Genomic DNA, 11,969 nt, shown 5'->3' with positions numbered 1-11,969 from the left:
TTATTTGAATACTAAAATTCGTTCCTCTAATGGGGCGAATTGTTTTTCTCCCGGTTCTTGCGTAGAGGTACCGAACGGCATCTCGGCGATCAGTTTCCAGTTCGGATTGATATGCCATTGTTTAGCGACCGCCTCGTCGATCAACGGGTTGTAATGTTGCAGAGAAGCGCCGAAACCGGCGTCTTCCAGCATAGTCCATATCGCGAGTTGATGCATAGCCGATGTCTGTTGGGACCATACCGGGAAATTATCTTTATAAGAAGGGAATTGCTTCTGCAAGCCTTCTACTACCGCCGTATCCTCGAAAAAGAGGACCGTGCCATAGCCAGCCTCGAAAGAATTATCTATCTTTGCCTCGGTAGCCTTATAGGCTTCGGCGGGGACGATTTTACGAAGCGTGTCTTTTACGATTTCCCAAAGCTTCTTGTGGCTTTCACCCAGTAGCAGTACGATTCTCGTAGACTGCGAATTGAATGCGGAGGGAACGTGAGTGACCGCTGTCTTAATAATCTCATGAATCTCGTTGTCGGAAATGGGAGAGTTGTTACCTATTCCATAATGTGTCCGGCGATGCTGGATCGCTTCTTTAAAACTTCTTGCCATAATGAATATCATGTTATGTTGTTATATACCTATAACTAATTTAAGACATGATTTGTTGAGGAAAAAATATTTGAGAATTCTTGCGGATAAATCAAAATAATTCTTACCTTTGCACCCTGTAAAGATAAGACTCTATTAGAATCTTCGTTTTTGTTCATGATGCTAGTTCAGAAAGGGAAGACACATAGCAGGAGTTGACTTAAATTTCGTATAATTTAAAAGAACAGATTAGAAATGTCTAAAATTTGTCAAATTACTGGAAAGAGAGCAATGGTTGGAAACAACGTTTCTCACTCAAAGAGAAGAACGAAACGTAAGTTCAATGTCAACCTGTTTACGAAGAAGTTCTACTGGGTAGAGCAGGATTGCTGGGTTAGCTTGAATATATCTGCGGCTGGCTTACGTACAATCAATAAGTTAGGTTTGGATGCGGCTATCAAGATGGCGGCTGAAAAAGGTTATTTGAACGCATAATTTGTGGAGGATATAGAAAATGGCAAAAAAAGCAAAAGGAAATAGAGTACAGGTAATCCTTGAGTGTACAGAGCACAAGGAAAGTGGAATGCCGGGTATGTCTCGCTATATCACTACGAAGAATAGAAAGAATACTACTCAGAGATTGGAATTGATGAAATACAATCCGGTTTTGAAGAAGATGACGTTACACAAAGAAATTAAGTAATAGGAGATTTTAAACGATGGCAAAAAAAGCAGTTGCAACATTTAAGAAAGGTGACGGTCGTACTTATTCCAAAGTGATTAAAATGGTTAAGTCTCCGAAAACAGGTGCATACATCTTCCAAGAAGAAATGATCCCTAACGAAGCAGTAAAAGATTATTTCGCTAAATAATAAATTAGCGAATTAAAAGAATATAAGAGGCTTCTCTCCGATAAAGCGGAGGGGAGCTTTTTTTATGCCCTAAACTTTTGAAAGTATAGTTGGTTACAAACAAAATATTTTCTTAATTTTGTTGGGTTAATTTGTAGAGACAGGGCATGCCCCGTCTCTTCCCATCCAAATGGTAGTTTGTATGAAATAATAATATAACAAGATAAAATAATTAAAGCTATGAGATTCGATGTATCCAGCACTGCGCTATTATCACGTTTACAGTCTATAAGCAAGGTTATCGCTTCCAAGAACTCTTTACCGATTCTGGACAGCTTCCTTTTTAACCTAGAAGGAAATACGCTTACGGTGACAGCTTCCGATGCCGAGACCCGGTTGGTGACTTCCGTAGACGTCATGAATGCCCAAGGTGCCGGACTCTTTGCGGTTTCCGCCAAGATATTGCTCGATCCGCTGAAAGAGCTTCCCGAACAACCGCTTACTTTTGATATCAATGATGAGAATTTGGAGATTTTCATTCATTTCCAGAATGGAAAGTATAATTTTATCGGTCAGAAAGGGGACACATATCCGCAGCAGAAGCCGTTGAATGATAACGCTATCTCTATCTCGATGGATGCCCAGATGCTGTTAAACGGCATCAGTCGTTCCTTGTTCGCCACAGCCGATGATGAGCTTCGCCCTGTAATGAATGGTGTCTATTTCGATATCCATACGGATGATTTGACGTTCGTGGCATCAGACGGACATAAATTGGTTCGCTTGCGTAACTTGGCGGTGAAATCCCCGGAACGGGCTTCTTTCATTTTGCCGAAGAAGCCGGCTAATTTATTGAAGAATTTGTTGGCGAAGGAGTCGGAGCAAGTATTGATTAAGTTTGATGATAACAATGCGTATATTACTTGCACGAACTTCGAGATGGTTTGTCGTTTGATCGAGGGGCGTTACCCGAACTATAATAGTGTGATTCCTCAAGAAAACCCGTTTAAGGTAACGATCGATCGTATCTCTTTCTTGAATGCTTTAAAGCGTGTTTCTGTCTTTTCTAATCCGGCGAGCAGCTTGGTGAAGTTGCACTTGAAGGATAGCTTGATTACGGTTTCCGCCCAAGATATCGATTTCTCCACTTCTGCGGTAGAGCGTATTGTTTGTCAGTTTGACGGGACGGAGTTAAGCATCGGTTTTAAGGCTACATATCTGATCGAGATCCTTGGAAATATCAGCTCGGAAGAGGTTGTATTAGAATTAGCGGACCCTTCACGTGCCGGCTTGATCGTTCCTTCTGAGAATGATGAGGACGAGGACTTGCTCATGTTGCTGATGCCGATGATGTTGAATGACTAATAAATAAATAATGCAGTTAAACTTAAGGAACCCGCTGGTCTTTTTTGATTTAGAGACCACGGGTATAAATATCGTAAAGGACCGTATCGTAGAGATTTCCTACGTGAAGGTCTTCCCAAATGGGAAAGAAGAAACGAAGACACGCCGGATAAATCCCGGTATGCCTATTCCCCCCGAATCTACCGCTATTCATGGCATAACCGATGAAGATGTAAAAGATTGTCCGACCTTTAAGGAGATCGCTAAATCTTTGGCAACCCAGATCGAGGGTTGTGATTTGGCCGGATATAATTCCAACCGTTTTGATATACCCATGCTTGCCGAGGAGTTTCTGCGTGCGGGTGTGGATATCGATTTGAACCGGCGCAAATTTATCGATGTACAGACGATTTTCCATAAGATGGAGCAACGTACGTTATCTGCCGCTTATAAATTCTATTGCAATAAAAGCTTGGAGAACGCTCATACGGCTGAGGCTGATACGTTGGCTACATATGAGGTGTTGAAAGCGCAGCTGGATCGCTATCCGGATTTGAAGAATGACGTTGCTTTCCTTTCCCAATATTCCTGCTACTCGAATAATGTGGATTTCGCCGGACGTATGGTTTACAACGATAAAGGCGAGGAGGTTATTAACTTCGGTAAGTATAAAGGCCGTTTGGTAACGGAGATCTTGAAGTCGGATCCGGGTTATTATTCTTGGATCATGAATGGCGATTTCCCGTTGAATACGAAGAAAATGTTGACAGAGATCCGTTTGAGAGACTTTAATTCAAAATAAGGCGATGAATAATTTTGAGTTTTGCAATCCTGTAAAGGTTGTGTTCGGCAAAGGAAGTATTGCCCGTTTGTCTGCGTTACTTCCAGAAGGAAGTAAGGTTCTGGTGGTATACGGTGGCGGTAGCATTAAGAAAAATGGCATTTATGAGCAGGTGACGGCAGCTTTGAAAGACTTCCATACCTATGAGTTTGGTGGTATTGAGGCGAATCCCCGTTATGAGACTTGTATGAAGGCTGTTGAGTTGGTGAAGGGGGAGAATATCGATTTCTTGCTGGCGGTAGGCGGCGGATCAGTGATCGACGCTACGAAATTTATCGCTTCGGCTACGTTTTTCGAGGGAGATCCTTGGGATATCTTGTCGAAAGGTGGCGTGATAAAGAAAGCGCTTCCTTTAGGAGTAGTGCTGACTTTGGCCGCTACCGGTTCGGAAATGAATGAACGGGCGGTAATTTCCCGGGAATCTGTCCATGAGAAATTAAATTTCATGTCTCCGTTGGTGTTCCCTAAGTTCGCTATCTTAGATCCGCAGGTAACTTATTCTTTACCTGAGCGACAGGTGGCTAACGGTGTCGTTGACTCGTTTATCCATGTGGTCGAGCAATACCTGACTTATCCGGTGAACGCTAAGGTTCAAGATTATTTTGCCGAGGGATTGATGAAGACAATTGTGGAAGAAGGCCGCAAGGTCTTGCAAAATCCGAATGATTATGATATTCGTGCTAATTTGATGTGGGCGGCTACGAATGCCTTGAACTGTTGGATCGGCCAAGGAGTACCCCAAGACTGGTCCTCACACCGTATGGGATATGCATTGACGGCGCAGTTCGGCTTGGATCATGCCCAGACTTTGGCGGTTATCTTGCCGGGTGTCATGACCTATATGCGTAAGGAGAAAGCGGCGAAACTGATCCGGATGGGAGAGGTCATATTTGGTATTACCGAAGGATCTGCCGATGAAAAGGCGCAAAAGTCAATAGAGGCTACGGAAGATTTTTTCCATTTCATGGGATTAAAGACCCGTCTTTCCGACTATGGGATCAAGGAGTCCGACTTGGATGCTTTGGTGGAACCTATCGATCGAATGGGATGGAAACTTGGCGAATATGGCAATATAAACTCAAAAGTAGCCAAAGAGATTCTTTTGTTGAGGTTGTAGAGACGCAACGTGCTACGTCTCTACTGGCAAAGATAAATTGATTCGATATATGATATTGAAAGATAAACATATTATATTAGGGATTACGGGGAGTATAGCCGCATACAAAGCCGCTTATATCATCCGGGGATTGGTGAAAAAAGGAGCCGAGGTACAAGTGGTTATCACGCCGGCGGGAAAAGAGTTTATCACTCCGCTTACGTTATCGACGTTGAGTAGCCACCCTGTAATCAGCGAGTTTTTTTCCAATAGGGATGGTACATGGAATAGTCATGTGGATCTGGGGCTTTGGGCGGATGCCATGTTGATTGCTCCGGCTACCGCTTCCACGATCGGTAAGATGGCGAACGGAATCGCCGATAATATGCTGATAACTACTTATCTTTCTTGTAAAGCCCCTGTATTCGTGGCTCCGGCCATGGATTTGGATATGTTCGCTCATCCGAGTACCCAACAGAATCTGGAGCGCTTGCGTTCATTCGGTAACCGGATTATCGAACCTGCCGAGGGGGAATTGGCGAGCCATTTGGTTGGTAAAGGCCGGATGGAAGAACCCGATAAGATTATCGAGGTTTTGGAAGACTTCTTTTCCGCTCAAAAAGATCTTGAAAAAAAAAAGATCTTAATAACAGCAGGTCCGACATATGAAAAGATAGATCCCGTACGTTTTATAGGTAATTACTCTTCCGGTAAGATGGGGTTCGCTTTAGCGGAAGCTTGTGCGGAGAGAGGGGCGGAGGTGACTTTGGTCGCTGGTCCAGTCTCTTTAAAAACACATCATCCAGCTATTAAACGAATCGATGTTGAGTCTGCCGGGGAAATGTACCAAGCGGCGATGACCGCATTCCCGAGTAGCGATGCTGCCATATTATGTGCCGCTGTCGCCGATTACCGTCCGGAGAATGCTTCCGAGCAGAAGATCAAACGGGAAACGGAGAGAGAGATGACGCTTCATTTGGTTCCGAACCCGGATATCGCCGCCTCTTTGGGTGCGATCAAGCGGGAAGGACAGGTCATGGTGGGGTTCGCCTTGGAGACGAACGACGAGGCTACTCATGCCGAAGGTAAACTGAAGAGGAAGAATCTCGATTTCATCGTCTTGAATTCTTTACGAGACCAAGGTGCCGGTTTCCGTTGCGATACCAATAAGATCACGATTATCGACAATGCCGGAGGAGTAACGAGCTATCCGCTCAAAACGAAGCGGGAGGTAGCCTGTGATATCGTAAATAAGTTGGTAACATTATTGAAATGAGAAAAGTAAGAAGACTGTTTTATCTATTCATGCTTTGCGCCGCTCCTTTTTGTGGGAAGGCGCAAGAGTTGAACGCCCGTATCACGGTGAACGGAGACAAAATTGCGACCGCTAACAAGCAAATCTTCACGACCTTACAGAACTCCTTGACTGAGTTCGTGAATAACCGGAAATGGACGGATGCCACGTTTGCCGTCAATGAGAAGATCGATTGTACGATGACGATTATCGTGAATGAATTGGATGAGACGAACTTCAAGAGCGAGATCCAGATACAAGCCCGCCGTCCGGTCTATAATTCCAGTTATACAACTACTCTTCTGAATTTCAGGGATCAACAGTTGGATTTTGAGTATACGGAGGGCGAGCCGTTGGACTATAACTCAAATACGCTGACCAGCAATCTTACGGCCACTATCGTGTTTTACGTCTATGTGATCTTGGGGCTTGATTTCGATAGTTTCGCTCCGAAAGGTGGAACTACCTATATACAACAAGCCCAGCAAATCGTGAACATGGCCCAGTCTGAGATGTCGTGGACGGGCTGGAAAGCTTTTGATAGCAACCAGAACCGCCATGCCGTAGCGACGGCTTTGCAAGATAACGCATCCGACGCTTTCCGGGAAATGTGGTACACGTATCACCGGAAAGGACTCGATGAAATGGCAGCAAATCCGGATCGTGGACGTACGACGATCATTAGTGCGCTTCCCGCCTTGCAGGAAGTAAAGAAAGCCCGGCCTACCTCTGTGCTTCTACAAATGTTCGCCGACGCTAAATTAGATGAGATTATCGCAATTTATTCGAAAGCGACCACACAAGAGCGGCAAGAGGGCTATAAGATGCTGTTCGAGATCTATCCGGCACAATCCACTCGCTTGGAAGAGCTTCAAAAACCAGTAAGGTAAAATAGTTATGTTGAAATCCTTATTTATACAGAACTTTGTCTTGATAGACAATTTGGATATCCGCTTTGATAAAGGCTTCTCGGTGATAACGGGTGAGACCGGAGCGGGAAAATCAATTATATTAGGAGCCTTGTCTTTGGTGCTGGGACAGCGTGCGGATGGCAAGAGTATAAAGAAAGGTTCGGATAAATGTGTGATCGAGGCCGTATTTGATGTCTCAAAATATCAGTTGGAGCCTTTCTTCCTAAGTAACGACCTTGAGTACGACGCGGATAGCTGTATCTTGCGTCGGGAACTTTATGCCTCCGGCAAATCCCGTGCCTTCGTCAATGATTCTCCGGTTTCCCTTACGATCTTAAAAGAGTTGGGAAGCCGCTTGATTGATATCCATTCGCAGCATCAGAACCTATTGTTGGGCGACAACCGTTTCCAGCTGAAAGTGATCGATGTAATGGCCGAAAATGAGATCTTGCTCATTCTTTATAAGAAGGAATTTACTCGTTATCAGGCGTTGCGAAGGGAACTGAAAGATTTGAGGGACAAAGCGGCTCAAAGCAAGCAGGAGGAGGACTATATCCGTTTTCAATTGGAACAATTGGACGAAGCCAACCTTCAACCGGATGAGCAGGATGAGTTGGAGCAAGAGCAAGAAACTCTCTCGCATGCGGAGGAGATCAAAAGCTCTTTATATAAGGTAACCGAACTCTTGGACGGCGAGGAGCAAGGAGCCATCCAAATACTCAAGGAAGCCCTTTCCACCGTGGATTCCTTAGAAAGATATTTCCCGAAAGCCAAGGAGATCTCCGAGCGAATCCGCTCGGCTTATATCGACTTGAATGATCTGGCTTCCGAGACAGACGTTTTAAAGGAAGATGTAGAGTTCAACCCGGAACGATTGGAATGGGTGAATGAACGCTTGAATATCCTTTATACACTTCTGCAAAAACACCGTGTCTCCACCGTGGATGAATTGATTGCTATACGGGATCAATACCAAGAGCAATTGCGTGCGATCGATTCTTTCGATGAGCAAATCGGTTTGTTAGAGAGTCAATTGGATGCCTCGTATAAAGAGTTGCTTCAACAAGCCTCCGTGCTTAGCGAGCAGCGTAAAGTCGCTTCCACGGCGATGGCCTCGCAATTGGTCAAGATGATTATTCCGTTGGGGATGCCGAATACCCGTTTCCGTGTGGACATCCTTCCTCGCAAAGAGCCGGAGAGCGATGGAATGGACGATATCCGATTTATGTTCTCCGCCAATAAGAGCGCGGAATTGCAGCCGGTAGCCCAAACCGCTTCCGGAGGTGAGATCTCCCGGTTGATGCTCTGCATTAAGGCTATGATTGCCGGGTTCACCGCTTTACCTACTATTATCTTTGATGAGGTAGATACGGGGGTATCGGGTGATATCGCCGATAAAATGGGGGATATCATGCAAGAACTCGGAACAAAGATGCAAGTTTTCGCTATCACTCACTTACCTCAGATAGCGGCGAAGGGGCAAGCTCATTATTTTGTTTATAAGAAGGATACCAAAGACCGTACGCTGACCCGTATCAAGCAATTAGAGGGGGAGGAACGTGTGAACGAGGTGGCCCGTATGTTGAGCGGAGCCTCGTTGACAGAGGCTTCTCTTGCCAATGCGAAAGATTTGTTGGGTATCAAGGATTAAACCTTTCTGAAGTAGGGCAGTCTTAGATAAAAGAACAAACGATTCGCTTTATTATTAACTTAAAATTGAAAAGACATGAAACGATTCAGCTTACTATGTGTGTTGGCTATATTGTGCAGTTTACCCGCTTACAGCCAGTTTTGGATCAGTTTTGGGTGGAATGAACCGCATTGTCAAAATTGTCTTTGGATGGAGCAAGCGATGCATTTGCCCGCTCGCCAAGCAGCGGAATACCATAAGATTATCCATAAGTACGGACAGAAAATAGAGAAGGAGGCCCGCCGTGACTATCGGTATTGGGACCGTGCGGCTCGCCGTATTTACGATTTGCGTATGGAAAGGGATCGTAAGATCCAACGTCTATTGACTCCGGCCCAGTTCAATCTATATGTCCGTTTTGTAAGGGAGCATCCGCAACGTATCCATGATTATCGGGGATGGTATGCGAATCCGAGATATCCGGATCGCCGCCCGTCCCATGACTGCCGTCGATATGAGGATAACTATTGGAATTACCGCTGGGGTACCATTCACCATGACAATCATTGGAGAGACGACCGGCATGACTCAGATAGACATTGGGATCGTGACAACCATCGTCATGACTATCGGAAACCAGCGAAACCGGATAAGCCCAAACCTAAAAAGAATAAGAAGGATCGGGACGATAGAAAAGAACGGTATTATAGCAATGGGCGAAAGGTCTAATAATTCAACCATAGCTTGAAAGAGGCCCATTTTTCTTTGCTGACCAATATTTTCTCTTTATGTTCCGGCTTTATGTGGACAATGACCTTATTCTGAAAATAGGGCTCTATTTTCACGATGGATTCGATATTTATGATCGTCTGCCGGTTCGTCCGGAAAAATTTATCGGGATCTAATTGTTCCATGAGTTTATCCAGCGGGAAATCGATTATGTACTCCTTGTTTTGGCGTGTGACAGCGAAGGTGATCTTGTTTAATGAATAAAAGTGGGGATATCCTCCACCTGTAAAGTGATCAGTTTCTCGTTGCCGGAAATAAGGAAACGGGTCCTGTATTTCTTGCCGGGATACGTGAGGGAATGGAGTACTTCCAATAAATCATTTTGCTCTAAGAGCTTCTGGTTGTACTTAGACGTGACATGCTCGAATTTTTGGATGGCTTCCTCCAATCTCTCTTGTCGTATCGGTTTGAGTAGATAATCAATACTGTTTACCGTAAAGGCCCGGACTGCATATTCATCGTAAGCGGTCGTAAAGATAATGAGACTTGTAGGACAAGCCTGTTCTATAAATAAAAAAGAATTTCCATCCGACAACTGGATATCCAGAAAAACGATATCCGGATGCGGATGGGAAGCGAACCAAGCCACGGATGATTCGATGCTTCCGGGTATCTTGATGATATCCCATTGCGGGCGTAATTTCTTTATCATACCTTCCAGTAACCGGGCGGCCGGTTTCTCATCTTCGATAATGGCTACTTGGATATTATTCATAAATAAGTGGGATTGATACGGTGAATTGGTGATCATTTTTTCGGATCTGGATATCCTGCTTACATAGTAATTGATAACGCTCCGACAAATTCTTTAATCCTTTACCGGATGCGTTTGAGACTTTTTTAGGCCGTAATGTATTGCTGACGCATAGATATCGACTGTTCCTTTCAGTATATACCCGTATGGTCATCGGGTTAAAATCGTCGATATAATTATGTTTCACGACATTCTCGGCTAGTAGTTGCAGTGTCAGAGGGGGCAATTGATGGTCAATGACGTTGTCGGGAAGATCGCGTTCCAACGACAAACAATCTCCCAGCCGGACTTGATGGAGGAATATATAGGAATCCAGAAAATCAAGCTCCTCTTTTAAAGAGACGATCTGGCACTGTTGCTGGCGGAGCACGTAACGGTATACCTCGGATAGATGCTGCGTAAACTTGACCGCCGTAGCCGGATCATACTCTATCTCTGCTATCAATGTATTCAAGCTATTGAATAGGAAATGAGGATTTAGCTGGCTTTGGAGAGCGGTATATTTAGCTTGTATAGATTCTGCTTCCAATCTTTGTTTCTCCTTATATAAATTCAATGTATAACGCATCGAATAATTAATCAAGAGAAGGCTGAAAATGATCATCTCCACGAACCAGACGGCTATTACCAAACCGGCCCCTTTTGCCCGGATCACGAAAGGATCGCCAATGCTTGTGATCCATTTCAACGAGATAAACAGGGTACAATTCATAAGTAGCAATAGGATCGCTACCAGCAGATAATGCCATAACATCCGGCTTTTATCGATATAATATAATGGATAGTTGGTAGCCATCCAATGGCTGCTGACCAGTAAACTGAAACCGAACAAGTTGAATACCGCTATCGTGATGGACAAAGCGATCAATGAGATCTTTATATCGGGGATGCGCTCTTGTAGCTCCGTATGATATAACAGCAAGAAATAGGAAAAGACCCCTAATGCCGAAAACAAAAGGATACATGCCGATTTCCCGTATGATATTTCTTTCATGACCTATTCTTTTTTGCGAAGATAATAAATTGCCCGTTCGAAATCCGTCTTCGCCATCTGTGCGTTTAGTTTGGATTGTATATAATTAACCTGAGCTTGCTGATGATATAATTGAGCGTTGATAACCTCGACGATGGAAACATTCCCCTCCTTATAACGCTCCATGGCCATTTGCTCACTTTCGGATGCTTTTGATAATGAGCTCTCGGTTAGTTCGACTTTATCGATAGCTTGTTTATAGTTGTAATGGGCGGTTTGTATTTCCAGCCGGATCTTATCTTGCGTCTTGCTGAGATTCTGTTGAGCCATATTGATGGCGTACGAGGAAGCGTTGCGGGTACTCTTACGTTTTCCCCATTCGAAGAGCGGGATACTGAGCTTGGCGTAGATCGCATAGTTCGGATCTAGGTCGGATTTGAAGTTATAGCCCGGTGAGGAATAACTTCCATCTACTCCAATATGGAATTGGGGTAAGAAATGGGCATCCGCTATTTTCCGGGATGATTCCTGTAACTCGATCTTGTTTTTGGCGATCCGGTATTCCGGCCTGCTGGTTATCGCGTTATCTATCTCATCCGATAAAGGGATAAATTGTTTGAGGGCGATTACGGAATGATCGATCGGCAAGGTATCGCTCGGGTTTACACCAGCGAAAGAATTAAGGGCCAAACGTGCGATCTCGGCGTTATCACGAGTTTGCAATAACTGGAAATCTGCATCGTTTAGCTTTACCTCCGCCATAAGAAGATCGTTTCGATCGATGTATTCGACTTCTACCCGGTGGCGTACGACGTCCACCAGTTGCTGTATGGATGTACGAAATGCCTGTGCCACGAAAACCAGCTCGTGCTGGGCTACCGCATTCCAATAGTAGATATCGGCG

The 11,969-nt window shown here is 44.5% G+C and carries 13 protein-coding genes and 1 pseudogene; 10 read left to right on the top strand and 4 right to left on the bottom strand.

Annotated features, from left to right (window positions below; genetic code table 11):
- Positions 1-603, bottom strand: a complete 603-nt coding sequence (locus QVP94_RS06080) for a nitroreductase family protein (RefSeq protein ID WP_005857632.1) — start codon at positions 601-603, stop codon at positions 1-3.
- A 234-nt stretch (positions 604-837) separates the two neighbouring features.
- Here QVP94_RS06080 and rpmB point away from each other — a divergent pair, with 234 nt between their 5' ends.
- The 10 genes from rpmB (at position 838) to QVP94_RS06030 (ending at position 9,278) form a co-directional block, all read left to right on the top strand.
- On the top strand, positions 838-1,077 hold the full coding sequence (gene rpmB / locus QVP94_RS06075; protein WP_005857630.1) for a 50S ribosomal protein L28: 240 nt from the start codon (positions 838-840) through the stop codon (positions 1,075-1,077).
- 19 nt (positions 1,078-1,096) lie between these two features.
- On the top strand, positions 1,097-1,285 hold the full coding sequence (gene rpmG, locus QVP94_RS06070; protein WP_005857628.1) for a 50S ribosomal protein L33: 189 nt from the start codon (positions 1,097-1,099) through the stop codon (positions 1,283-1,285).
- A gap of 16 nt (positions 1,286-1,301) precedes the next feature.
- Complete coding sequence (locus tag QVP94_RS06065; RefSeq protein WP_005638125.1) at positions 1,302-1,454, top strand: DUF4295 domain-containing protein; 153 nt, start codon at positions 1,302-1,304, stop codon at positions 1,452-1,454.
- Between the two features lie 219 nt (positions 1,455-1,673).
- The gene (gene dnaN / locus QVP94_RS06060; protein WP_022192203.1) at positions 1,674-2,798 is read left to right on the top strand and encodes a DNA polymerase III subunit beta; all 1,125 of its coding nucleotides are present in this window, start codon (positions 1,674-1,676) and stop codon (positions 2,796-2,798) included.
- A 10-nt stretch (positions 2,799-2,808) separates the two neighbouring features.
- A complete protein-coding gene (locus QVP94_RS06055; protein WP_005857624.1) occupies positions 2,809-3,579 on the top strand; it encodes a 3'-5' exonuclease in 771 nt (256 codons plus the stop codon).
- A 4-nt stretch (positions 3,580-3,583) separates the two neighbouring features.
- Positions 3,584-4,735 (top strand): iron-containing alcohol dehydrogenase, encoded by a 1,152-nt coding sequence (locus QVP94_RS06050; RefSeq protein ID WP_005857622.1) that lies wholly within the window; start codon positions 3,584-3,586, stop codon positions 4,733-4,735.
- 49 nt (positions 4,736-4,784) lie between these two features.
- Complete coding sequence (gene coaBC, locus QVP94_RS06045) at positions 4,785-5,990, top strand: bifunctional phosphopantothenoylcysteine decarboxylase/phosphopantothenate--cysteine ligase CoaBC (RefSeq protein ID WP_005857620.1); 1,206 nt, start codon at positions 4,785-4,787, stop codon at positions 5,988-5,990.
- Positions 5,987-6,898, top strand: a complete 912-nt coding sequence (porD, locus tag QVP94_RS06040; protein WP_005857619.1) for a type IX secretion system protein PorD — start codon at positions 5,987-5,989, stop codon at positions 6,896-6,898. The genes coaBC and porD overlap by 4 nt, the downstream gene beginning before the upstream one ends.
- A 7-nt stretch (positions 6,899-6,905) precedes the next feature.
- Positions 6,906-8,570 (top strand): DNA repair protein RecN, encoded by a 1,665-nt coding sequence (gene recN, locus QVP94_RS06035; protein WP_008779726.1) that lies wholly within the window; start codon positions 6,906-6,908, stop codon positions 8,568-8,570.
- A gap of 75 nt (positions 8,571-8,645) precedes the next feature.
- Entirely contained in the window at positions 8,646-9,278 is a 633-nt protein-coding gene (locus tag QVP94_RS06030) for a hypothetical protein (RefSeq protein ID WP_008779727.1), read from the top strand.
- Here the strand turns inward: QVP94_RS06030 and QVP94_RS06025 are convergent.
- The 3 genes and pseudogenes from QVP94_RS06025 to QVP94_RS06015 all read right to left on the bottom strand — a co-directional run.
- Positions 9,275-10,053: pseudogene (locus QVP94_RS06025) on the bottom strand (LytR/AlgR family response regulator transcription factor). The gene QVP94_RS06030 and the pseudogene QVP94_RS06025 sit on opposite strands and share 4 nt — an antisense overlap.
- Positions 10,046-11,086 carry a sensor histidine kinase gene (locus tag QVP94_RS06020; RefSeq protein WP_005857611.1) on the bottom strand — a complete coding sequence of 347 codons (1,041 nt, stop codon included), beginning with the start codon at positions 11,084-11,086 and terminating at the stop codon, positions 10,046-10,048. The pseudogene QVP94_RS06025 and the gene QVP94_RS06020 overlap by 8 nt, the downstream one beginning before the upstream one ends.
- 3 nt (positions 11,087-11,089) lie before the next feature.
- The coding region (locus QVP94_RS06015; protein WP_288213186.1) for a TolC family protein at positions 11,090-11,969 on the bottom strand (880 nt) is incomplete at its 5' end.

The organism is Parabacteroides sp. CAG:2, from assembly GCF_000436315.1.
Taxonomy (GTDB): domain Bacteria; phylum Bacteroidota; class Bacteroidia; order Bacteroidales; family Tannerellaceae; genus Parabacteroides; species Parabacteroides distasonis.
Note: the sequence above shows the minus strand (reverse complement) of the source record. Positions and strands in the feature narration are given on the sequence as shown.

What these genes read in the sequence shown, in the direction of transcription:
- QVP94_RS06080 (WP_005857632.1), bottom strand. Translation starts at nt 603, where the DNA reads ATGGCAAGAAGTTTTAAAGAAGCGATCCAGCATCGCCGGACACATTAT.
- rpmB (WP_005857630.1), top strand. Translation starts at nt 838, where the DNA reads ATGTCTAAAATTTGTCAAATTACTGGAAAGAGAGCAATGGTTGGAAAC.
- rpmG (WP_005857628.1), top strand. Translation starts at nt 1,097, where the DNA reads ATGGCAAAAAAAGCAAAAGGAAATAGAGTACAGGTAATCCTTGAGTGT.
- QVP94_RS06065 (WP_005638125.1), top strand. Translation starts at nt 1,302, where the DNA reads ATGGCAAAAAAAGCAGTTGCAACATTTAAGAAAGGTGACGGTCGTACT.
- dnaN (WP_022192203.1), top strand. Translation starts at nt 1,674, where the DNA reads ATGAGATTCGATGTATCCAGCACTGCGCTATTATCACGTTTACAGTCT.
- QVP94_RS06055 (WP_005857624.1), top strand. Translation starts at nt 2,809, where the DNA reads ATGCAGTTAAACTTAAGGAACCCGCTGGTCTTTTTTGATTTAGAGACC.
- QVP94_RS06050 (WP_005857622.1), top strand. Translation starts at nt 3,584, where the DNA reads ATGAATAATTTTGAGTTTTGCAATCCTGTAAAGGTTGTGTTCGGCAAA.
- coaBC (WP_005857620.1), top strand. Translation starts at nt 4,785, where the DNA reads ATGATATTGAAAGATAAACATATTATATTAGGGATTACGGGGAGTATA.
- porD (WP_005857619.1), top strand. Translation starts at nt 5,987, where the DNA reads ATGAGAAAAGTAAGAAGACTGTTTTATCTATTCATGCTTTGCGCCGCT.
- recN (WP_008779726.1), top strand. Translation starts at nt 6,906, where the DNA reads ATGTTGAAATCCTTATTTATACAGAACTTTGTCTTGATAGACAATTTG.
- QVP94_RS06030 (WP_008779727.1), top strand. Translation starts at nt 8,646, where the DNA reads ATGAAACGATTCAGCTTACTATGTGTGTTGGCTATATTGTGCAGTTTA.
- QVP94_RS06020 (WP_005857611.1), bottom strand. Translation starts at nt 11,086, where the DNA reads ATGAAAGAAATATCATACGGGAAATCGGCATGTATCCTTTTGTTTTCG.